At 57.6% G+C, this 21225-nt stretch carries 19 protein-coding genes, 4 tRNA genes and 2 pseudogenes; 12 read left to right on the top strand and 13 right to left on the bottom strand.

Going from position 1 to position 21225, the window contains the following annotated elements; translation table 11 throughout:
• Positions 1–12 precede the first annotated feature (12 nt).
• From SERRSCBI_RS08750 to SERRSCBI_RS08765, 4 genes are all read left to right on the top strand, one after another.
• A tRNA-Gly gene (locus SERRSCBI_RS08750) sits at positions 13–88 on the top strand.
• Positions 89–447: 359 nt separating this feature from the next.
• Positions 448–900 carry a hypothetical protein gene (locus tag SERRSCBI_RS08755; RefSeq protein WP_042784167.1) on the top strand — a complete coding sequence of 151 codons (453 nt, stop codon included), beginning with the start codon at positions 448–450 and terminating at the stop codon, positions 898–900.
• Positions 901–1250: 350 nt separating this feature from the next.
• Positions 1251–1324 (top strand) — tRNA-Cys (locus SERRSCBI_RS08760).
• Between the two features lie 10 nt (positions 1325–1334).
• Positions 1335–1420 (top strand) — tRNA-Leu (locus tag SERRSCBI_RS08765).
• Between the two features lie 164 nt (positions 1421–1584).
• Here the strand turns inward: SERRSCBI_RS08765 and SERRSCBI_RS08770 are convergent.
• Positions 1585–2925: an anaerobic C4-dicarboxylate transporter gene (locus SERRSCBI_RS08770; protein WP_033642641.1), complete on the bottom strand. Its 1341-nt coding sequence runs from the start codon at positions 2923–2925 to the stop codon at positions 1585–1587.
• 237 nt (positions 2926–3162) lie between these two features.
• Between SERRSCBI_RS08770 and SERRSCBI_RS08775 the strand changes: the two genes are divergently transcribed.
• The 3 genes from SERRSCBI_RS08775 to SERRSCBI_RS08785 all read left to right on the top strand — a co-directional run bounded on the left by SERRSCBI_RS08775 (position 3163) and on the right by SERRSCBI_RS08785 (position 4520).
• On the top strand, positions 3163–3615 hold the full coding sequence (locus tag SERRSCBI_RS08775; RefSeq protein ID WP_042784168.1) for a PaaI family thioesterase: 453 nt from the start codon (positions 3163–3165) through the stop codon (positions 3613–3615).
• Between the two features lie 142 nt (positions 3616–3757).
• Entirely contained in the window at positions 3758–4039 is a 282-nt protein-coding gene (locus tag SERRSCBI_RS08780) for a hypothetical protein (RefSeq protein ID WP_033642643.1), read from the top strand.
• Positions 4014–4520 carry a hypothetical protein gene (locus tag SERRSCBI_RS08785; protein WP_232230756.1) on the top strand — a complete coding sequence of 169 codons (507 nt, stop codon included), beginning with the start codon at positions 4014–4016 and terminating at the stop codon, positions 4518–4520. Before SERRSCBI_RS08780 ends, SERRSCBI_RS08785 begins: the two co-directional genes overlap by 26 nt.
• Positions 4521–4614: 94 nt before the next feature.
• Here SERRSCBI_RS08785 and SERRSCBI_RS08790 read toward each other — a convergent pair whose 3' ends face one another.
• The 8 genes from SERRSCBI_RS08790 to SERRSCBI_RS08825 form a co-directional block, all read right to left on the bottom strand.
• Positions 4615–4884, bottom strand: a complete 270-nt coding sequence (locus tag SERRSCBI_RS08790; RefSeq protein ID WP_033642645.1) for a hypothetical protein — start codon at positions 4882–4884, stop codon at positions 4615–4617.
• 102 nt (positions 4885–4986) lie between these two features.
• Positions 4987–5154 (bottom strand): hypothetical protein, encoded by a 168-nt coding sequence (locus SERRSCBI_RS24695; protein ID WP_154219868.1) that lies wholly within the window; start codon positions 5152–5154, stop codon positions 4987–4989.
• Between the two features lie 129 nt (positions 5155–5283).
• Positions 5284–6909, bottom strand: coding sequence for a GMC family oxidoreductase (locus SERRSCBI_RS08800; RefSeq protein WP_042784170.1), 1626 nt, complete (start codon positions 6907–6909; stop codon positions 5284–5286).
• Positions 6910–7017: 108 nt separating this feature from the next.
• Positions 7018–7944: a LysR family transcriptional regulator gene (locus SERRSCBI_RS08805; protein WP_042784171.1), complete on the bottom strand. Its 927-nt coding sequence runs from the start codon at positions 7942–7944 to the stop codon at positions 7018–7020.
• A 98-nt stretch (positions 7945–8042) separates the two neighbouring features.
• The gene (gene proP / locus SERRSCBI_RS08810; RefSeq protein ID WP_025302375.1) at positions 8043–9545 is read right to left on the bottom strand and encodes a glycine betaine/L-proline transporter ProP; all 1503 of its coding nucleotides are present in this window, start codon (positions 9543–9545) and stop codon (positions 8043–8045) included.
• Positions 9546–9958: 413 nt separating this feature from the next.
• Positions 9959–11326, bottom strand: a complete 1368-nt coding sequence (locus SERRSCBI_RS08815; RefSeq protein ID WP_042784173.1) for a TolC family protein — start codon at positions 11324–11326, stop codon at positions 9959–9961.
• Positions 11327–11329: 3 nt separating this feature from the next.
• Positions 11330–13267, bottom strand: coding sequence for a MacB family efflux pump subunit (locus SERRSCBI_RS08820; protein ID WP_042784175.1), 1938 nt, complete (start codon positions 13265–13267; stop codon positions 11330–11332).
• Positions 13264–14469, bottom strand: a complete 1206-nt coding sequence (locus SERRSCBI_RS08825; protein WP_080280844.1) for an efflux RND transporter periplasmic adaptor subunit — start codon at positions 14467–14469, stop codon at positions 13264–13266. The genes SERRSCBI_RS08820 and SERRSCBI_RS08825 overlap by 4 nt, the downstream gene beginning before the upstream one ends.
• Before the next feature lie 216 nt (positions 14470–14685).
• Here SERRSCBI_RS08825 and cho point away from each other — a divergent pair.
• The 5 genes and pseudogenes from cho (at position 14686) to SERRSCBI_RS25250 (ending at position 17059) form a co-directional block, all read left to right on the top strand.
• Positions 14686–15536, top strand: a pseudogene (gene cho / locus SERRSCBI_RS08830) (excinuclease Cho).
• A 112-nt stretch (positions 15537–15648) separates the two neighbouring features.
• Positions 15649–15745 (top strand) — tRNA-OTHER (locus SERRSCBI_RS08835).
• Between the two features lie 186 nt (positions 15746–15931).
• Positions 15932–16231: a sigma-S stabilization anti-adapter protein IraP gene (locus SERRSCBI_RS08840; RefSeq protein ID WP_033642650.1), complete on the top strand. Its 300-nt coding sequence runs from the start codon at positions 15932–15934 to the stop codon at positions 16229–16231.
• Between the two features lie 123 nt (positions 16232–16354).
• The gene (locus tag SERRSCBI_RS08845; protein ID WP_033642651.1) at positions 16355–16858 is read left to right on the top strand and encodes a YlaC family protein; all 504 of its coding nucleotides are present in this window, start codon (positions 16355–16357) and stop codon (positions 16856–16858) included.
• A gap of 69 nt (positions 16859–16927) precedes the next feature.
• A complete protein-coding gene (locus SERRSCBI_RS25250; RefSeq protein ID WP_015377413.1) occupies positions 16928–17059 on the top strand; it encodes a hypothetical protein in 132 nt (43 codons plus the stop codon).
• Positions 17060–17119: 60 nt separating this feature from the next.
• Here SERRSCBI_RS25250 and SERRSCBI_RS25255 read toward each other — a convergent pair whose 3' ends face one another.
• The 4 genes and pseudogenes from SERRSCBI_RS25255 to SERRSCBI_RS08865 all read right to left on the bottom strand — a co-directional run bounded on the left by SERRSCBI_RS25255 (position 17120) and on the right by SERRSCBI_RS08865 (position 21039).
• Positions 17120–17248, bottom strand: a complete 129-nt coding sequence (locus tag SERRSCBI_RS25255) for a hypothetical protein (RefSeq protein ID WP_033642652.1) — start codon at positions 17246–17248, stop codon at positions 17120–17122.
• Between the two features lie 243 nt (positions 17249–17491).
• Positions 17492–19211 (bottom strand): annotated as a pseudogene (locus SERRSCBI_RS08855) (potassium/proton antiporter).
• 283 nt (positions 19212–19494) lie between these two features.
• Complete coding sequence (locus tag SERRSCBI_RS08860; protein ID WP_033642653.1) at positions 19495–19719, bottom strand: hypothetical protein; 225 nt, start codon at positions 19717–19719, stop codon at positions 19495–19497.
• A gap of 192 nt (positions 19720–19911) precedes the next feature.
• On the bottom strand, positions 19912–21039 hold the full coding sequence (locus SERRSCBI_RS08865) for an acyltransferase (protein ID WP_084587956.1): 1128 nt from the start codon (positions 21037–21039) through the stop codon (positions 19912–19914).
• Positions 21040–21225 lie beyond the last annotated feature (186 nt).

Genomic DNA, 21225 nt, shown 5'->3' on the forward strand with positions numbered 1-21225 from the left:
GGTTCTGGTAATGCGGGAATAGCTCAGTTGGTAGAGCGCAACCTTGCCAAGGTTGAGGTCGCGAGTTCGAGCCTCGTTTCCCGCTCCAAATATTAGCCTGTTGAATCCCCCGTGATTCGGCAGGTAAGGAAAAGGGGCTTCGGCCCCTTTTTCGTTTTCTGCTTCTGCGCCATTCGGCGACACCTTTCTTCATCTTCCCATATCGATTATTGACCCTTCTCACGTATCTTTCCTGTCGTTGTCATACTGTTGGATGCAGCCGTTAAACGGTGAAACAATAATTTGATACGTCCGGCGGTTCGCCACGCAAGAAGAAAATAATGCGGCGTATGACGCCATCCGAGCACTCAGGCACAGCCATGCTGCGCTGTCGCCTCGTCAAATCGCTGGGTTATCGGCAAAGTGAAGCGGTAGGTCGGTCTTTTGAAACCGGGCATAGGAGGATGTATGGAATCTGGTGCTTTAAAGCATCTGATAAGAACGACGGCGGGATGTGCGCTGTTCTTCGGCCTGGTCGCCCCGCCGTTGGGGGGCGTGCTCATGTTTCTGCTGATGGCGTTCGGCAGCGGTGAGTGGGTGGGAATAAGTCTTCTCGATGCCGGCGACTTGCTGGGCATGGCGGGGTTTATCGGCATTTTTTCTTATGCGCTCGGTTTTTTGCCGGCATGTTTGGCGGGGGCTATTGCCGGTATCGCCCATTCAGGCATTCGCCAATTGCGGTGGTTTCTGCTGTTGTGTGCGGTGGTGTCCGCCATTGCCCCCGGTTTGCTGAATGCCGATCAGCGTATTTTTGGCGCGATCGCGGTTTTACCGGGAATGTTCGCCGGGTTTTTATGGTGGCGTCGAAGATTGCGTGATGCCCCGACTGATGAGGTTTTGCACGATAGCCCTTCGCCATAAGCAAGCGAAAAGCCGGGGTGGGCCATTCCTGTCGAGAAAAAGAACCGTTTTGCCCATGAATTTCTGAGCCGATGCATATAATATCAACATTGCGCTTGCCTTTTCGTTGGCATTGTGAACAGTGCGCCCACAAAATAAGCAGTTGAAAGCGTTAGAGAACTTTTTGCTATTTCGGGGGGTTGCCAAGGTGGGGGTTTAGTCCATAATGCAGTCCATCGATTCGGCAGTAACGAAATAAATTACTTAAGAATCAGATGATTAGGATAAGCGATTTTATCATCGCAATCCCGAAGAACAAAACGAAGTGGGTGATTCACCGGCTTTGGCCTGAAAAGGCAAAACAGAATAAAGGCGCGTTAACAAAGCGGTTATGTAGCGGATTGCAAATCCGTCCAGTCCGGTTCGACTCCGGAACGCGCCTCCAACTTTCCCGAGCCCGGGTGGTGAAATCGGTAGACACAAGGGATTTAAAATCCCTCGGCTTATGGCTGTGCGGGTTCAAGTCCCGCCCCGGGTACCAGGGAACGAAAATACCGAATAATCAAAGCAATAAGTAGTAATGTCGTAGACCGCCGAGAGGCGGTTTTTTTGTGCCTGAAATTCGCATTACGCCTGCATTTTTTTCCTTTCTTGTCATGCCGCCACCCTGCCTGCAGGGAGCCCCGCAGGGCTCCACAGTACAGATCATAAGAAACCGAACGCCGCGGCGAGGATCCAGCCGAAGACGCAGGAGACGCTGACGCCGATCAGGCCCGGTAGAATGAAGCTGTGATTGATCACGAAGCGGCCGATGCGGGTGGTGCCGGAGCGGTCGAACTGAATTGCCGCCAAATCGCTGGGGTAGGTCGGTAAAATATAATAACCGTAGCAGGCCGGCGCCGAAGCGACGATATAGGCCGGGTTGACGCCGATCGCCAGCGCCACCGGCACCAGCGCCGCCAGCGCAGCGGCCTGCGAATTGACGAATTTCGACACCAGCAGCAGGATCAGCGCATAGGCCCAGGGGTACTCTTTCACCAGCACGCCCAGCGTGGCTTCTATCTGCGTCAGGTGCGCGCCGAACATGGTTTCCGCCATCCAGGCGACGCCATACACCGCCACGATGGCAATCATGCCGGAACGGAACACCTCGTTTTTAGAGATAGACGCCGGGTTGGTGCGGGTAATGATGACGATCAGCGCCCCGGCCATCAGCATGCACATCTGGATCACCAGGACCATGGAAAGTGGCTTGCCACCGAAGCTGGGCCGCAGGTCGGAAAAGGCCCCCAGCACCGCCACCAGGGCGATAGTGGCGAGGAAAATCCACATGGCGATCCAGTTGCTGCGCGGCAATACCCGGTCCAGCAGGGTGGCGGCGTCGCCATAGACGTAGCGATGGTTCTCCGGCACCGAGATGAATTTCTGGAACTCGGGATCTTTGTCCAGGTCTTTGCCGCGGAACCAGCTGAAGATACCGATCGCCAGAATGCCGCACAGGGTGGAAGGAATGGTGATCGACAGCAGATCGAGGAATTCCAGATGGCGGCCATTGAAGGTGTAGCTGCTGAGCATCGCCACCAGTGAAACGACCGCCACCGAGACCGGGCTGGCGATAATGCCCATCTGCGCGCCGATCGAGCTGGCTGCCATTGGCCGTTCCGGGCGGATGTTATTTTTGATCGCCACGTCATAGATGATCGGCAAGATGGTGTACACCACATGGCCGGTGCCGCACAAGATAGTGAGAATGCAGGTGACGAACGGCGCGATGATTGAGACATATCGCGGGTTGCGCCGCAGCATCCGCTCGGCGATCTGGAGCATGACGTCCAACCCGCCTGAGGCCTGCAGAGTGGCGGAGGCCGCCACCACCGCGATGATCACCAGCATCACGTCTACCGGCGGTTTGCCGGGCTGCAGGTGAAAGCCGAACACCAGAATCATCAAACCGATACCGCCCAGCAACCCCAGCGCAATGCCGCCTTTACGCGCCCCATACAGCAGGCATGCCAATATAACCGCTAATTGCAGAAAGAAATCCATGATAGATACGCCTTAATAATGTTGAACTTAACTGCGTTCAGTTTCCGGCGGCGTTTACAGCAGAAAGTTGTTTTAAATCTAAAGGCATTAATAAATTGTGGTTATTAACCTTAAAGAGTGATGTCGGTCACATTCAAAGAACATAGAGAGCGGGCGGAAAGCGGCATCAGCACGAAAAAGCAAGCCAAGAGGTCAGACCTCTCCTATATGACGGATTTACCACCAGAGGAGAGAGTTATGGATCCGACAAAAATGACGGGGCTGGCGTTATTACAGGCAGCGATGGCCGGCAAAATTCCACCGGCTTCGATCGCTGAAACGGTGCCCATGAAACCGGCCGCGGTTGCAGAGGGATATATCCGCATCGTGGCGCGGGCCGACGAACGCCACCTTAACCCGCTGGGCGGCGTTCATGGCGGCTTCGCCGCCACGGTTTTGGACTCGGTGACCGGTTGCGCGGTGCACAGTACGCTGGGCGCAGGGACGGGTTATGGCACCGTCGATCTGCAGGTGAAAATGTTGCGCCCGGTGCCGAAGGCGATTGATCTGATCGCCGAGGGGCGTCTGGTCTATGCGTCGAAAAACGTCGCTTTCGCGGAAGGCACGCTCAAAACGGCGGAAGGGAAACTGCTGGCTTCGGCAACCGCCACTTGCTTCATCATTCGCCCTACCGAACAGCCGCCGCAATAACCTGCCATTTATCAGGCCCCGGTTCTTCCATCCGGGGCCTGATGCATTTCTCTGTCGGCTGCACCGATCGCAGCGATACGGCCGCAGGCGCGATGCGTCATTGTGGTCTAGTATTCTTGGGTAAAAATTTATCGGGGTGAGTATGCAGCCGTATAAAGAGGTTGAGTTTGATCATGAGCTTTGTCTGGCGATCGGCAGAGCCGTATTGGACGTGGTAGCGCAAGGGGAAGAAACCAGCGCGACGTCGGTGATGAGCGCCATTGAGCGGGCGGTGGAACAGGGGCTGAACGACGACGACACCGCCGTTGCCGACGACGCGCTGGATTTGATGGCTCGTCTTATTCACGGCTGCGGATTTATTAATCTATCGGGTGAAGAGGAGACTTCCCATGCATTGGTTGAATTTCAAGCGCTACAAGAGTGACGTCGCCAAACAGGCCGTGCCGCCGCATCTGAATGCCGCTGAATTTGCGCGGCATTATGCCGATAAGCCGCAGGAGAATACGGAAGAGTATCTTTCGCTCAGCGGGGAGATGTGTTGGGATGCGGTGGTGCTGTGCGCCCACCGTTCCGGCGCGCTCAGTAAGGCGAAATACAAGCAGCTGTGGCTGACGGTGTTCGATAAGCAGTACAAACATTTCGTCAGCCCCGACGATACCGAGATCCGCACCATGGCGGATATGCTGCGCGCCCCGCAGGGATGTTTTATCGGGATATTCTCCATGCGCGACGCGGCCTCGCCCCGATTGCTGCATGCCATGATCGGCACCGGCGCGGGATTTGCCGCAGGCAATAAAAAATCTTTGCATCGGCGTGGGAGGCGCGGTCGGCTGGGAAAATCTCAATCTGGCGCGCGATCTGCGCTGGCAGCCGGAAGGCGGTTTTCTACGCCAGGGCGACAGTGAAGTGCTGCGTATTTTTTATCGGCCTTTCCCCGCCTGAAAAGGTCCGGACGCTTTTTAGGGTAAAAAAAACCGCCGTTGGGCGGTTTTTTGCGTCTTATTTGAACCCGCCGCTGCGGATGAAGTCGAGACCGGCGGCGGTGATCCGTGTTTGGTGCGGATCGATATCATAGTTGTTCTCGTCGATGTCGCTCATCACGTAGGCCTGTATCAGCCCCTTGGTTTTGAGATAGGCGAAGGGATCCGCAAAGGCGTGCGGGCTGGTGGCGTCCTGCTTCCACAGTTCGTAAGTTTTCTCATCCAGCGTGCCGGGATGATTGGCGGCCAGTCGGGTCAGGATCTGATTGTAGAACACATAGTCGGTCATGATGCGGTCCTCTTTATCGCGAGCGACAGTCTCGGAAAATGACGTAACATCTATCAATCATAGCCGATGTTTGCTCGCCGCCTGCGTTATCGCGAATCCAGGTTATCCACGCTGGCTTTCGAACCAGTGAAACAGACGCGAAATGGTGAGGCTGAGATCGCCGATGTTGAAGAGCGCGCCGAGCCACAGGGTTAGCATAACCAGGATGCCGATGATGACGGGAAGATCCATTTTGCCCATGAGAATGTTTTGCAGAGGTGACGGTGCCACAAGGGTAACACCGTTTTCCGGCAGGATAAAATGTGCCGCCGTTATTTCGATTGTGCCGCTGCGGAATGGCGAAGGCCGGCCATCAGGATGACCGGCCGGGTTTCAACAGCCTATCTTGCCGCCAAACGGTCAGGCATAGTGGCGGGCGATATGCTCGGCGGTGGCGATCGTCGTCACATTAGTGGCGACGGAGGGCACGTCGGGGAAAATGGATGCGTCGACAACCCGAAGCCCGTGCACGCCGTGCACGCGGCCCTGAAGGTCAACGACCGCCTTCGGGTCGCCGGCATTCCCCATTGGCGCGGAGGAGGTCGGGTGATGATAGGTATCCAACGTCGCCGCCATCGAGGCCAGAATGGCCTCGTCGCTGTCTGCGGCGGGCGCAAGCTCGCTGTGGATAAGCGTAGACAGCGGAGCGGTTTGCCCTATTTTTCGCGCCAGTTTAACCCCCTCCAGCAAGCGAACACGGTCACTCTCTTGCGCCAGGAAGTTAAGGTCAATGTGAGGGGCTGCCATCGGATCGCGGCTTTCCAGCCAGATGCGTCCGGTGGATTGCGGCCGAGTCAGCGCCACCGCCAGGACAAAACCGACGCCGGTGGGGCTTTGGTCATGTGGGAACAGATGCGTCGCGGTAATGTGCAGATCGAGCTCCTCCGGTTCCGCCCGGCTGCTGCGGGTCCACAGCTTGGCGCCGATAACCGGCGATTGGCTGCCGATGACCTCGGGGCGGGCTGTGTAGGCATTGTAATAAAAGGGGTGATCGACCAGGTTTTCACCGACGGGCAAATCGGCGACGACGGGGATCCCCAGACGCTTCGACTGTTGTGCAGGCGCAATGCCGGATCGCATCAAAACGGCGGCGCTGCCGTAGGTTCCCGCGCTCAGGATCACTTCAGCGGCTTGGATTTCTTCGCCACTGGCCAGGCGAACGCCGATCGCGCGCTGCCCGTCAAATATCACGCGGTCGACCAGCGTATCGGCACGCAGGGTGAGATTGTCTCTGGCGCGCGTTTTCTCATCCAGATAGGCCATGCCGGTGTTAACGCGCACACCGTTGACGATATTCATCGGGTAGGGGCCGACGCCATTCGCTGAAGGGCCGTCAAAATCGTCGATGGCGTCATAGCCGTTGGCGCGCGTGGCGGCGACGAAAGCGCGTTGCATTGGCGTGATGTCATCCAATGTGAGTTGCACGACGGGGAAAGGACCGCTATCGCCATGGATTGCGCGGTCGTGCAGGCCATGACGAGTCTCCAGTTTTTTGAAGGAGGGCAGCAGATCCTGATAGCGCCATCCCGGCAGATCCCAGCGTTTGAAATCTTCCGGGCGGGCGCGGATCGCCACGGCGCCGTTGACGCCAGAACTGCCGCCCAGGACTTTACCGCGGATGGCGCCGATCGCGTGGCTGACATAGCCGGGTTCTGTCCGGTATCCCCATTCGAATTCCGGGTCGCCATTGGCGCCGAGCACGTCGCTGTTCGCGATGAGGCGCGGATAATCGTAGGGCGCGTAACTGTGTCCGGCCTCTATCAGCAGGACCCGGCGCGCCGGGTTTTCGCTGAGGCGAGCCGCCATCACCGCGCCGGCGGAACCGCCGCCGACGATGATCACGTCGAAGGTGGATGGCTCGCTGGCGCGTTGGGCCGGTTGTGTTTGCGCCGCCGACGCGGAACTCGATGCGCAAGCGCTGAGCGTGGCGGCGGCTGAAACGGCCAGCGTTTGGGATATCAGCTGACGGCGTGACAGGTCTTTCATGGCGTAGTCTCCAGAGCGGTCGGAAGGTGTGTTCTGCAGACTAAAACCCGGAGATAAAAGCGACAAGCGGGCGAAATTCGAACCTGCTGTTCGCGTTCTGCGAACCTTTCAGGTTGACGTCAGGAAAGGGGACAGCGCGGTTTCCCAACTGGGCGTATGGCCAATGTGCTCACTCAGAAAGTCCACCAGCGCCTTGATCTTGGGGGATGCGCGTTTTGAACGGCGATAGACGGCGGAAATGTCGCCGCCGTCGGGTGAATAGGCGGCCAGCACAATGCGCAGTTCCCCTGCGCGTATCGCATCGGCGGCGATAAATGCGGGCAGGATGGCGAGGCCCAAACCGGCTTTCGCCGCCGCCAGCAGGTGAAAAGCATTATCGGTGCGCAGGCGTTTGCCGATACGAAACGATCGGATCTCGCCTTCGATGGGGAGTTGCAGCATGCCGGTCGGCTCGCGGTGAATATACAGCAACCCCTGATGCTGTTGCAGGTGTTGCGGGTGCGTCGGCGTGCCTTGACGCGCAAGATAGGCTGGGCTGGCGCAAATCAAGTGACGGTTGACGCAGATGCGCTGCGCGATCAGGTCGGAATCCGCCAAGGCGCCGATACGGATGGCGACGTCGAAATTTTCCTGATTCAGATTGGCCAGGCGATCGCTGTACTCCACGTCCAGATTGAGGTTCGGGTATTGTTCCATAAAGGCGGATAACAGCGGCGCCAGATAGCGGATGCTGAACGCCATCGGCGCGGTTAACCGCAATGGGCCCTGCAGTTGGCCGTGCAGTGTTCGCACCGACTCTTCGGCATCGCTCACTTCGCTTAATATGAGAACGGCGCGCTGATAGAACAGATGGCCGGCGTCGGTCAACCCAAGCGTTTTCCCGCGTTCGAACAGCACAGTCCCAAGGCGCGTCTCCAACTGCTGGATGCGTTTGCTGACCACCGACTTGGTGGTGCCCAAGCGGCGGGCGGCGGCGCTGATGTTGGCGGCCTCGACCACGGCGATATAGGTCGCCATCTCCTGAAACTGATTCATTCATCTCTCCTTCGGTATCCGCCGGGTCAAGTTACCACTCTGTGCACGCCAGGCAAAAAAAACCACCCGGGCGGGTGGTTTTTGCTTGTCAGTGCGAATCAGTCCAGTTTGGGGTGCTGGTCGATCAGGATCTGTTTTTTCTTTTCCAGTTCGGCGATCTGCGCGTTGATGTCCTCGACTTTCTGTTCGATGTTGTCGTAGGTTTCCTGCAGCAGCTCTTTTGCCTCGGAGCGGTCAGAGGCGGCCGGCGTCGCGCCGCGTAGCGGCTTGTTGGCGGTTTCTTTCATGTACAGACCGGTGATAAGACCGATCACCGCAACAACCATCAGGTAGTAGGCCGGCATGTACAGGTTGCCGGTCGCTTCCACCAGCCAGGCGGCAACGGTCGGCGTCGCACCGGCGATCAGTACCGAAATGTTGAACGAAATCGCCAGCGCGCTGTAGCGGATGTGCGTCGGGAACATCGCCGGCAGGATGGAGGCCATCACCCCGGTGAAGGAGTTGAGCAGCACCGCCAGCACCAGCAGGCCGACGAAAATCAGGCCGATGACGTTGCTGTTGATCAGAATGAAGCACGGGATCGCCAACGCCAACAGGCCGATGCTGCCGCCGATGATAAACGGCTTACGGCCGATGCGGTCACTGGTCAGGCCGATCACCGGCTGCACGAACAGCATGCCGATCATGATGGCGATGATGATCAGAACGCCGTGATCTTCCGAGTAGTGCAGGTTATGCGACAGGTAGCTCGGCATGTAAGTCAGCAGCATGTAATAGGTCACGTTGGTGGAAATCACGATACCGACGCACACCAGCAAACTTTTCCAGTGTTTGGCCGCGATCTCTTTGAACGAGGTCTTTGGCGGATTCTCGATGGCGTTGCGATCCTCTTTCTCCATCTTGTCCACGTGCTGCTGGAACGCCGGGGTTTCTTCCAGCGCATGGCGCAGGTAGAGACCGATCAGGCCCAGCGGCGCAGCGATGAAGAACGGGATACGCCAGCCCCAGTCGAGGAAGTTGGCTTCGCCGACGATACTGGAGATCAGCACCACTACGCCTGCGCCCATCACAAAGCCGGCGATGGAGCCGAAGTCCAGCCAGCTGCCCATAAAGCCGCGTTTGCGGTCCGGTGAGTATTCGGCGACGAAGATCGCCGCACCGGAATATTCACCGCCGACGGAGAAGCCTTGCGCCAGTTTGGCCAGCAGCAGCAGGATCGGCGCCCAGATGCCGATCGACGCATAGGACGGGATCAGGCCGATACAGAAGGTGCTGACCGCCATGATGATAATGGTGACCGAGAGCACTTTTTGACGGCCGAACTTGTCGCCCATGGCGCCGAAGAACAGACCGCCGAGCGGACGCACCAGGAAGGGGACTGAGAAGGTCGCCAGCGCGGCGATCATTTGTACGCCGGGAGAGGCGCCGGGGAAGAAGACCTGGCCAAGCGCATAGGCGACAAAGCCGTATACGCCGAAGTCGAACCACTCCATTGCGTTGCCGAGGGCCGCGGCGGTAATGGCCTTCTTGAGTTTGCTGTCATCGATGATGGTGATGTCGTTAATGTGCATCGGTTTATGTCGTTTTTTTCTTAACTTCATATAATCATCCCTTAATGAATTATTCGTTGTTCGTGAAAGCGTAATCTCCGTTCACTGTTGTTTTCGAGTTATCAAATCGGCTAATCGAATCGCGGTTCAAGACGATTCATTATCCACATTTAAGTTGAGGTGTGGATCACAAAATAGCGTCGCTCATGCCGATGTTATGTCATTTAGGTGACTAATTATTTTGCATCTATAGCTTAACGTTATATCTTGCGGCGATCAAATCCAGCAGTTTAACTTAAGTGTTTGCACCGATTTGGTGCGAGAATGGTCTGATAATTGTGCGATCTGGCGATTTTTCGGCTGATTGATGGTGTTTCCAGTATAGAGAATACGGGAGATAACACAGGAAAAATTGATGTGTTCGCCGCTAAAAAACGCCTGGCCGGGTGGCCAGGCCGCTGAGATTACGGCGCCGATGAACCGCCGAATTCGAGATAGATTTTCGCCAGATTCTGGTACTGCGCGAAGCGGTTCTCATCCACCGCCAGTTCCGCCTGACGGCGTTGTTCCTGAGCGTTCAGCCAGTCGGTAATGGTGACGGCGCCCTGTCGGTAACGCACCTCGTTCAACCGCTCCGATTTACGCGCCAACGCCAGTGAGGCGCGCAACTGCGTCTCCTGCGCCAGCAGCTGCGTGCGCAGTGACAGCGCGTTGTTCACATCGCCCATCGCTTTGTACAGCGCCTGCTTGAAGGCCAGAACTTGCTGTTCATAGTCGTTGCGGGCGATCTTGATCTCCACGCCCATTTGCCGCCACTGCAGGAACGGCAGCGTCAGGCCGGCGCTGAGGCTGCCCGTCGGGTTGCGCAGGAATTCCAGCAGCGCGCTGCTGCTGGTGCCCAGTGAACCGGTCAGGCTGAACGCGGGATAGTATTGCAGACGTTTTTCATCGACGTTGGCCAGGGCGGCGCGCAACCGCAGCTCTTGAGCGCTGAGATCCGGGCGACGACTCAGGACGCTGGCGGGAATGCCGGTGTTGATCTGCGGCATCGCCGTCGTCGGCAGGCGCGCGGGCGCGATGGTGGCCTGGCCTGATGGCGCGCCCAGCAGCACCGCCTGTTCGTTCAGCGCCTGTTGACGATCGTGTTGTAACGCCACCAGGCTGCGTTCCTGCGTCAGCAAGTTTTGTTCCGCATTCACTACGTCCAGCGCCGAGATGCTGCCGGCCTGATAACGGGCGTTGGCCAGCCGCAGCGTCGTTTTGGCATAGGCGATGCTCGCCTGGCTGACGCTGATTTGTTGATTGAGAAAACCGATGCGCCAGTAGTTGGTGGCGGCGTCGGCCAACAGCTTCAGGCGCGCCGCCTGCAGATCCTGCACGGAAGCCTGGCTGCTCCACTCGGCCGCGTCGCGTTGGCGCGCCAGCTTGCCCCACAGATCGACCTCATAGCTGGTGGTGAGCGACGCGTTGCTGGTTTTATTCCACGCGGAGGACTCGGACAGCGGGCGATTAATGCTGCTGCCTAATGAGGCGCTGACGCCGGGCGCGGTGCTGATGCCGACGCGTTCCGCCTCGAGCCGTGCGCGGTAAACGCGCAGCACGGCGGCGGCCAGATCGTTATTGCTCGCCATCACCTGTTGCAGCCAACGGTCGAGCTCGGGATCGTGGAAATCGCGCCAGTCGAACGGCGTCGGCGCGGCGTTGTCGGCAGCGTATTGCCACCCCGCAGGATAGTTGACCTGCGGCGCCCGGTAGTCGCTTTTCAGGGCATTGCCGCAGCCGGCGGTGAGCAGGGCGGCGAGGCTTAACGCCAGGGGAGATAAAATTTTCATGGGTTACTCGCTGGCCAATGAAACGACCGGATCCATCCTTGCCGCTTTGCGGGCGGGGAGATAACCGAAGATCATGCCGATTAAGGTTGAACAGAAAAATGCCGTGGCGGCGGCTTGCCAGGAATAGATGGCGGTGAACATGCCGCCCGCCAGCGAGGTGAACAGCGACCCGGCGGCGAACGACAGCGCGATGCCCAAAGCGCCGCCGATCAGACAGACCAGCACCGCCTCTATCATGAACTGTTGCATGATGTCGCTGCGCCGCGCGCCGACCGCCATGCGCACGCCGATTTCGTGGGTGCGTTCGGTCACCGAGACCAGCATGATGTTCATCACGCCCAGGCTGCCGATCACCAGCGCGATGGACGCCACCATCAGGATCAGCAGGCTGAAAGTCATTGACGTGCGTTCGATGGACTTTCGGATTTTATCGAAGTTGTACAAACGGAAATCTTTTACGCCATGGCGTTGGGTCAACAGCTGTGTGATAGCGGTGACCGCCGATTCGCTGGCGACATTGTCCTTTAGCCGAACGGTGATGCCGCTGAGCGTCGGTTTGCCTACCATGCGATACATCACCGTGCTGTAGGGCATCCAAACAGTAATGCGATTGGGCGCGTAGTTGCGATTGCTTTTCGCCACACCGATCACTCGGGCCGGCACCGAGCCGAGAAACACGATCTGGCCGAGCGGCTCGACGCCGAAATCGCCGAACAGCGCCTGGCGCGCATTGTCGTCGATGATCACTTCCTGCAGCGCATTACGATCGTCGCGGAAAGTCACGCCTTGTAACAGCTCGACGCCGTTAACGCGGAAATAGTCGCGCCCGACGCCGGTGATCGAGGCGGTGGCGGATTTGCTGCGAAAACGGATGCTGTCGGAAGCGTCTACTTCCGGGCTGACGCTGTCGACGAAGCTTTGCTGCGCCAGCGCGTCGGCATCGGCCGGCACCAGGGTGCGGATGCTGTCGATGGCGTCGTCGAAGAAATCGCGGCCCGGATAGATGCTTACCACGTTAGTGCCGAGATCTTTGAGGTTTTCCAGCGTGCGCTGTTTGGCGCCTTCGCCCAGCGCCACTACCGTGACCACGGCGGCGATGCCGAAGATGATGCCGGTCATGGTCAGCGCGGTGCGCAGACGATGAGCGTTCATCGCTTTCAGCGCCATGTGCAGCGATTCGCGGGTGCGGTCAATCAGGCGTTGCCAGCCGCTTTGCCGGCTGCGGTGCGGCGGCGGCAACGATGAGCCGGACGCCGACTTGCGGCCGCTGTCAGCGATGATCTTGCCGTCTTGCAGTTCGATGACGCGCTGCGCATGTTGCGCCACTTTCATATCGTGGGTGACGATCACCACGGTGTGGCCGCGCTGATTCAGTTCGCTCAGGATCGCCAGCACTTCCTGGCCGGATTGGGTGTCCAGCGCGCCGGTCGGTTCGTCCGCCAGGATGATCTCACCGCCGTTGATCAGGGAGCGGGCAATGCTGACGCGCTGTTGTTGGCCGCCGGAAAGCTGGCCGGGCTTGTGGTCTTCGCGTCCCTCAAGCCCCAACCGCGCCAGCAATTGCGCCGCCCGCTGCCGACGCTGATCGCGCCGGGCGTTGGCGTAGATGGCCGGGATTTCGACGTTGCCCAGCGCGCTGAGATCGGGCATCAGGTGATAGCGCTGGAAGATAAAACCGATATGTTCGCGGCGCAGGCGGGCCAATTCGTCCGGCGACAGGTGGGCGGCGTTCTGGCCGCTGATGTAGTAATCGCCGCGATCCGGCACGTCGAGGCAGCCCATGATGTTCATCAGCGTCGATTTGCCGGAGCCGGAGGCGCCGATGATCGCCACCAGCTCGCCGGCGGCGATGGTCAGATCGATGTCTTTCAACACCGTTAACGCTTGACCGCCGTTGGTGTACGTTCGGCTGATGCCTTTTAGTTCGATGATCGCGTTCACAGGAAGATGCCATCCTCAGCCGATTTGGCGGCAGGCTGCGACAGCACCACGGTTTCACCGGCTTTCAGGCCGCTGAGGATCTGAATGTCGACATTGTTGGTGATGCCGGTGGTCACTTTGCGCGTTTCCAACCGCTGGTCCTGGGTCAGCACCTGCACCTGCTGCTCTTTGCCATCGATTTTATGCACCGCCTGGATCGGCACCAGCAGGGTGTTCTTCGCGTCGCCGAGCAGCAAGGACACCTGCGCGGTCATGGCGATACGCAGGCGGTTTTCCGGGTTTGGCACGTCCAGCAGCGCGTTGTAATAGACCGAGGCGTTCGAGGTGCCGGAGCCGGAAGCGGAGCTGGTGCCGGCGAGCGAGTCGTCTTTCATCACCGATTCCGGTGCCAGCTCGATGGTGCGCAGCGTGGCGTCGTAGCGCTTATCCGGATCGGAAAAAATAGTGAAGTAAGCCTTTTGTCCCGGCGAAATGCGGGTGATGTCGGCTTCGGAGATCTGCGCCTTAATGGTCATCATATCCAGCCGCGCCAGCTTGACGATGGTCGGCGCACTTTGGCTGGAGTTGACCGTTTGTCCCTGCTGCGTGACCACGGCGATAACAATGCCGTCCATTGGCGCAACCACGCGGGTATAGCCCAGATCGATTTTTTTCTTCTCGACTTCGATCTGCGATTGCACCAACTGCGCATTGAGCGCCTGCAGATCGGCGCGAGTGGTGGCGAGCGAGGCTTCGGCGGTCTCGAAGTCTTCCCGGGAACTGGCTTCGTCGTTCAGCATGCGGCGCTGACGTTTGAAACGCGACTCCGCCTGTTTCAGCAAGGCCTGTTTGGCTAACATATTGGCTTTGACTACGTTCAGCGCCGCTTCGGCGTTGCGCAGATCGTTGCGCTGTTGCAGATCGTCGATGTCGGCGATCGGTTGCCCTTTGGTGACGCGATCGCCCAGCTTGACCTTCAGCGATTTGACTTCGCCGGAGACGCGGGCGCCGACGTTGACGCGTTCGATGGCATCCAGCCGCCCGGTGGCCAGCACGGCGTTTTCGATATCGCCCAGACGGGCCGGCGCGGTAACGTAATCCTGCTGCGGCGGACGTTGCCAAAAGATGGCCAGCGCGACAGCGACGGCGATGAAAACGATGGCGGCGATCAACGCCAGACGGCGGGAGGGGAGTTTCAGTGATGACATACCCAGGTTTTCCATAACGATAAAAGCGGCGGTTCCAGTCTGCCATCATGGCAGCGCCAGCTTGAACTGGCGCTAAACGTGAGGCGCTTTCCCGCTGGAAAGGGGATAGTAAAGGCTTTCCCGTTAAAGATCACGGTGAGTTATTATCCGCTGGGTGTGCAACCGGCTGCGTTGGGCGTTATACTGGGTAAAAAACCAGTATTCATTCATCAGCAGGATAATGCCACCGCCATGATGCCAAACCGCCTCGAGCCAGAACTCGACATTTATCAATACCCGGAGCACCTGCGCGCCTGCCTGACGCCGTTGCCTAAAGGGCCGGGCGTGTATGTGTTTCACGGTCAAAGCGAGAGCCTGCCGCTTTACATCGGTAAAAGCGTCAATATACGCAGCCGGGTGATGGCGCACTTCCGCGCGCAGGACGAGGCTAAAATGCTGCGCCAAACCCGACGCATCAGCTTTATCGAGACCGCCGGTGAGTTGGGCGCATTGCTGCTGGAGGCGCAGTTGATCAAACAACAACAGCCGCTGTTCAACAAACGTCTGCGGCGCTCGAAACAGCTGTGTGCGCTGCGCTTGCAGGCAGATGCGGTGACGATTGCTCACGCCAAAGAGATCGACTTCGCCGTCACGCCCCATCTCTACGGGCTGTTTGCCAATCGCCACGCCGCGCTGGAAAAGCTGCGCGCCATCGCCGACGAGCATCGTTTATGTTACGGCAAGCTGGGGATCGACAAGCTGCCGGCGGGGCGAGCCTGTTTCCGCTACAGCCTGCGCAAGTGCGCGGGCGCATGCTGTGGCGTGGAGTCGGCGCAGGAGCATGCGCTGCGGCTCAGCGCGGCGCTTGAGCAGCTGCGCATCGCCTGTTGGCCGTTCGCCGGGCGCGTGGCGCTGGAGGAGCAGGGCGAGACGCTGCGTCAGTACCATGTGATCCACAATTTGGTTTTTATCTGGGCTCGGTCGGCAATCTGGCGCAGGCGGAGCGGCTACAGAGCGCGGCTAGCCATTTCGACAGCGATGGCTACAAGATTTTGTGCAAGCCGCTTATCGCCGGCGATTACCCGATTATTGAGCTGCCGTAAGGCCATAACGCTGGCGATAACCTAAGACTTATCCGTAAAATCAGGGCATTATGCTAAAAAAGCTTGAGTCCATAATGTTGTTATGGATAATAACGCCCCGAAGCGAAGGAACGCGCTATTAACTCAGTTGGCAGAGTGATTGGTTTTATAATGGCTTGTTTTGGCTTGAAAATTGATAGACGCGGGTTCGAGTCCTGCATAGCGCGCCAGCTTTCTTTCACTTCATCTCATCGCGCTTACCGTAAAGCGCACCCGGGTTGATTTGCACTATCGGCTCCTCGTTGGGATTTTCGGGTGTGCTTTACCGTAACCGCTGGCTTTCCTTCCTCTTTCTCTCTCGATCCTTTGCTAAACTGTAATCAGGCAGGTTTGCTGCCCGGAAACAGGAGGTCGATATGTCCCACTCCGAGCAACTGCAGGAACTCTTGCAACGCGTCGCCGCCCTCGAGGCGAGAGAGAAGGCGCTGACCGCCGCGTCCAACGCTTACCAGGCGATTATCACCACCATGTTGGGCAATATGGAGAAGACTGAACGGGATCGCATCATCGCGATGATCGATCAGGCCCATGAAATCGCCTACGCCCGCGCCATTCAACGCAGCAACGAACCGCAAAAGCAGAAAATCAAACAGGCCGACGACGTAGCCCAGCGCATGTTCATGTTTGCGCAAGGCAAAGCCGCTCAACCGCGCTGAATCCGAACTATAACAGTTGCCGCCATTAAGTTGGTTAACTGATCTACCCGGCAAAACTGTACTTGTGTTACTTTTAGCGGTGAGATTTGATGGCAATGCTGTTTCCAGCATAAGGTTGTAACGATGGACGCGATTAAAAGCATCTTGGTTAAAGAGATTGAACAGATCAATCGGCGCGAAGGGCGCGACGGCAAGCCGCGCTTCAACAGCGAATTCGCCCGCACTCACCGCTATTTGTGCCTTGCCATGTTCGCCGGTTACTTCGCGGTGATCGCCGTGATGTATCAGGTGCCGTACATGGGGATGTATGCCTTCCTCGGCTTCACCGCCTTTGTGCTGTTCATGTTCGCCATGCTGCTGATAGAGATCCGGCCGGTCTACCGCTTTGAAGACATCGGGGTGCTGGATCTGCGGGTGTGCTATAACGGCGAGTGGTACTTCACCCGCGCGCTGTCGCCTTATGCGGTGCAGCAGCTGCTGGATGAGCCGTCCATCGGCGCCGCGCTGAAACAGAAGATGCGGGTGATCATCGGCAACAAGGGCGAAATCGACTTCTACGACGTGTACGACATGGCCTACGGAAAAAAGCCTCAGGATGAGCCACCGCAGCTGGCGGCGGCAAACTGAAAGGTTTCCGGCCGGCGGCTTGTCGATTATACTCAGCGTTTGAACGCGAAGCAGAATGAGGACCAAGCGATGAGTGATGATATTTTCGATTTTGATATCGATGCCGAACTGGCGAAAGCCGAAGAAAAAGCGGCGCAGAAGGTAAAAGAGGTCCCTGAATTCCTCGAAGACGAAGCGGACTGCGAAGGTTGCAAGATCTGATCGCCTGACCCATAAAAAAACCGCCGCGGCGGTTTTTTTTATCTCTGAGCGTCCTCGGTATCAGTCCAGCATGAATCCCCAGATGAGGAACGCCGCCACCAGAATCAGGCAAAGCGCGGACACCGTCACCAGTATTTTCCCCAGAATGTCTTTTTCTTGTTCCCGCTGCGTCACGTTGAAATTATCCAATTAAAAGTCTATGGACCAAACCGGCGATGCTGAGATCGAGCGCCGCTACGCCCAGCGCCATAATCATCATCACCGAAAGAAATCGAGTCTTGCCGTTCACATCCCTAATCCCCGTTGGCGCCGCTGTTAAATTGTTTTTATATCAAACGGATATAATTCAGCGACGCCGTACTTCATACATCATGATAGTGATTAAGAACGTTCTTAAGGCCAGAAGTTCCCTCATCTGATAACGCGGCCGCGTTAGTCGGTCACGATCCTGACGCCTATCTTGCTGACCTGATTGCCCTCCATTTCGGCAATGGTCCAGGTCAGGCCGTCCCATTCCACCTGGTCGCCGATCACCGGTTCACCGCCGATCAGCTGAATGACGAACTGCCCCAGCGTCTGTTGCTCGTCGACATCGTCTTGCAGATTGAGGCCATAAACCTGCGAGATGTCGCTTAAACGGGCGTCGGATTGCAGGATAAAGTCGCCGAAGAAGCGTTCGTCGAGCGTCACGGCCGGCGCTTGGCTAAACAGTTTTCCGAGGATCGGCAGATCGTGCTCATGGCCGATAACGCACAGGATATCGTTCTCGCGCAGCCGGGTACTGCCGCTAGGGTGCAGCAGCTCTTTGCCGCGGAACAGGGCGGCGATGCGGGTATTGGGCGGCATTTTCAGCTCGCGCAGCGCGGCACCGACGCACCAGTTTTCCGCCGAAAGCTGATACACAAACTGTTCCCACTGGTTTTCCGGGTGCACGTCCAGCCCAACGCGGGAGATCGGCGTCAGCGCCGGCGGCACGATCACCTTGGCCTTTTTGGCGGCGAACGACAGCGTGGTGCCTTGCAGCAGCAGGGAGACCAGCACCACGAAGAACGCCACGTTAAAGAACAGCTGGGCGTTGGGCAGCCCGGCCATCATCGGGAACACCGCCAGGATCACCGGTACCGCGCCGCGCAGGCCAACCCAGGAAATAAAGCCGCGTTCGCGCAGGGTAAAGCTGCGGAACGGCAGCAGGCCGATAAACACCGACAGCGGGCGTGCGAACAGGATCATCCACAGCGACAGCAGTAGGGCAGGGATGGCGATCGGCAACAGCTCATGCGGATTGAGCAGCAGGCCGAGCACCAGGAACATGCCGATCTGGCTGAGCCATGCCAGGCCATCGAAGGTTTGCACGATGCCGTGACGGTTGCGAATTGGACGGTTGCCCAGCAGCAGGCCGCACAGGTACACCGCCAGAATGCCGCTGCCGTCCAGCGCGGTGGTCAGCGCGAAAATAAGAATGCCGCCGCTTACCGCCAGCAGCGGGTAAAGGCCGTCCGCCAGCTTGATGTGGTTAATCAGCGTCAGCAGCAGCCAGCCGCCGCCGAGACCGAAGACGATGCCCATGCCGAACTGCTGCATCAGATGCAGCGGGAAGGTCCAGCTCAGCGCGGTTTCCCCGGCGGCGATCATCGCAATCAGCGTGATGGTGAGAAATACCGCCATAGGATCGTTGCTGCCGGACTCGATCTCCAGCGTGGCGCTGACGCGTTCGTTCAGCCCTTTGCCGCCCAGCAGCGAGAATACCGCGGCGGCGTCGGTAGAACCGATGATGGCGCCGATCAGCAACCCCTGCAGCAGATCGAGATTGAACAGCCAGGCGGCGGCCATGCCGGTCAGGCCGGCGGTGATCACCACGCCGACGGTGGCGAGAGACAGCGCGCCACAGCGCCACGCGGAACGAGCTGACCCGGGTGCGCATGCCGCCGTCGAGCAGGATCACCGCCAACGCGAGGTTGCTGACCAGATAAGCGACCGGATAATTGCTGAAGACGATGCCACCGGGGCCGTCAACGCCGGCCAGCATGCCGATCGCGAGGAAGATCACCAGGATCGGAATGCCGAGCCGGGAAGAAAATGAGCTGAGCAGAATGCTTGCCCCCACCAGCACGGCACCGATGACGAACAAGCTGTTAATGGTGCTGGCATCCAAAATATCGTTCTCCTGAGGCTGGGGGATAGGGGGCACTGCGCGTATTTCGATGATAACGTGTTTAGTGGGTAAAACGCCAAGGCTGATTGCGAAAACAATCGATCAATTATTACCCTTTGGTGCGATTAAACTAAGAAAGTGAGGGGAAGGGGTGAAGTTCTGCCTTTTATCCAACATTATCAGGCTGCTGTATTTTGGTTTTGGCAACAATGTCGGGTTTGCACGGCGGGAAAAACCATTAAACCCGCGCAGGCAGGCTTAATGGTTTGCAGGCGCGGTAGGGTTAATGGTCGAGCGATTCCAGCGACCGTTTGATCAGCTCGGTGGCCAGTTTGCGTTCCGCTTCGGAAATGCCGTCGAGATTGAAGTTGGAGAGCTCAGCGACCAAAACGCTGCGTTCTTTACCGCTGATCGAAGCATCCAGCGCGGACAGCAACCTGCTGAGGATCTTCAGCAGGGTGGCGTTTTCCGCTACGGCTTCCTGAGCCTGGGTGTTTTTATCGGTCATTCAAAATCCTCTCTGTCGTGACGGAAGGGAGAGACAGGTAACGCCATCGAATCAATCAAGCGATCGCGCAGCCCTTCGGGGGTTGAGCCCAATCACTACCGTAAGGCAGGGATCCGGATTTCTACTTATGCATTGCAGTTATAACGGCCAGGTTATCTATGCCGCCGTATCACTTTGCCTTAACGGACGACGTCAAGCTGAACAATGTGTGCTCTGTGTGACATGGGGAAGAAGACGCAACCGGCAGGTTGCGCCATCAAGTATAGTGTCAGGAACAGCGGGCAGGGGCGGCGGAACCGCCCTCAGGAGATTTTTTCTTTTTTGCAGACGGCTATTGAAGCGAGGACGCTCCAACAGAAAATTGAGATGCAGGCGCTGTATCAGCAGATAAGCGATAATGGGCGCGATCAAGCCAACCAGAGTGCCGAGGATCGCATGCGCCGGCCAATTGCTGACGTGCAGAAACTTGGTCAGTATGATGCGTAAACCGCTGGTGGCGAGGATATGCATCAGATAGATCACCATGCTCAATTCACCGAGTCGGCGCAGCCAGGAAAGCTTCGTTTTAGCCAACATAACCGATAGGGTGACGATGAAGAAGATGGCTTCAACCGCCAGTATCAGGGAGAAACTTCCTGCATCGGTATACAGCAAGCCGGAATAGCCGTGGAATCCCCATTGCAGCGAGATAAACGCGAACAGGGAAGCCAACAGCGAACCAAAGCCCAGATTGGCGATGTGAGAAGCGTAACGAACGGCCAAAGCGCCAAGCAGGAAGAAGATCAAGAACCGGGTGATGTAATCGAAATGGAAGGCTTTGGTGAGGTTATCTTGGTAGAGATACAGCCCCATGCTGATGACGATCAACACCGGCAGAAGATAACGGTATGCATCTTTGCTATACAGTAAAGTTGCCAACACAAAGACCATAAACAAGGCATACAAGAACCAAAACTGCGCGCGAGGATGCGTAAACAGCGCCAGGACATCGCCGAGGCTCGAAGGATTATTGGTGTAACGTGACAATAAGACCTCCACCAAGCCTTGCAGCAGCGACCAGATCACGTAGGGGTAGACGATGGTATCGATCTTGCTGATGACGAAGCGAGTTTTGCCCTTTCTCTCCAGCGACTGCGTAAAAAACAAACCTGAAAGGAAGAAAAACAGCGGCATATGGAAGCTGTAGATAACGCTGTCTGTCAGTTGATAGAACGAGCCGGGAAGTTGAATGCCTGCGCTGTATAGACCGCGGTTGACGTGGCCGAAAACCACGAGAATGATGCCGATCCCTTTTGCATAATCGACCCATGCTTCTCTCATATGTGTACCTTGCCCAGAAAGTAACGCAACTAATTTATAAGTATCAATAGTGAGCGTAACAGGCAGTTGCCGTTTTGCAATGCGTCCCAGGGATTAGGATTAATATTAGGAAAATGCTCAGGGTGCTGCCGATGCCGCAGCGGTAATGGAAGGGATCATAACATTGATGCGGTTAATTTCTGGGCG

Origin of the sequence: Serratia sp. SCBI (genome assembly GCF_000747565.1) — a bacterium.
Lineage (GTDB): Bacteria > Pseudomonadota > Gammaproteobacteria > Enterobacterales > Enterobacteriaceae > Serratia > Serratia ureilytica.

Bases quoted from the DNA above. Each gene is read 5' to 3' on its own strand.
- SERRSCBI_RS08755 (WP_042784167.1), top strand. From the start codon at position 448: ATGGAATCTGGTGCTTTAAAGCATCTGATAAGAACGACGGCGGGATGT.
- SERRSCBI_RS08770 (WP_033642641.1), bottom strand. From the start codon at position 2,925: ATGGATTTCTTTCTGCAATTAGCGGTTATATTGGCATGCCTGCTGTAT.
- SERRSCBI_RS08775 (WP_042784168.1), top strand. From the start codon at position 3,163: ATGGATCCGACAAAAATGACGGGGCTGGCGTTATTACAGGCAGCGATG.
- SERRSCBI_RS08780 (WP_033642643.1), top strand. From the start codon at position 3,758: ATGCAGCCGTATAAAGAGGTTGAGTTTGATCATGAGCTTTGTCTGGCG.
- SERRSCBI_RS08790 (WP_033642645.1), bottom strand. From the start codon at position 4,884: ATGACCGACTATGTGTTCTACAATCAGATCCTGACCCGACTGGCCGCC.
- SERRSCBI_RS08800 (WP_042784170.1), bottom strand. From the start codon at position 6,909: ATGAAAGACCTGTCACGCCGTCAGCTGATATCCCAAACGCTGGCCGTT.
- SERRSCBI_RS08805 (WP_042784171.1), bottom strand. From the start codon at position 7,944: ATGAATCAGTTTCAGGAGATGGCGACCTATATCGCCGTGGTCGAGGCC.
- proP (WP_025302375.1), bottom strand. From the start codon at position 9,545: ATGAAGTTAAGAAAAAAACGACATAAACCGATGCACATTAACGACATC.
- SERRSCBI_RS08815 (WP_042784173.1), bottom strand. From the start codon at position 11,326: ATGAAAATTTTATCTCCCCTGGCGTTAAGCCTCGCCGCCCTGCTCACC.
- SERRSCBI_RS08825 (WP_080280844.1), bottom strand. From the start codon at position 14,469: ATGGAAAACCTGGGTATGTCATCACTGAAACTCCCCTCCCGCCGTCTG.
- SERRSCBI_RS08840 (WP_033642650.1), top strand. From the start codon at position 15,932: ATGTCCCACTCCGAGCAACTGCAGGAACTCTTGCAACGCGTCGCCGCC.
- SERRSCBI_RS08845 (WP_033642651.1), top strand. From the start codon at position 16,355: ATGGACGCGATTAAAAGCATCTTGGTTAAAGAGATTGAACAGATCAAT.
- SERRSCBI_RS25250 (WP_015377413.1), top strand. From the start codon at position 16,928: ATGAGTGATGATATTTTCGATTTTGATATCGATGCCGAACTGGCGAAA.
- SERRSCBI_RS08860 (WP_033642653.1), bottom strand. From the start codon at position 19,719: ATGACCGATAAAAACACCCAGGCTCAGGAAGCCGTAGCGGAAAACGCC.
- SERRSCBI_RS08865 (WP_084587956.1), bottom strand. From the start codon at position 21,039: ATGAGAGAAGCATGGGTCGATTATGCAAAAGGGATCGGCATCATTCTC.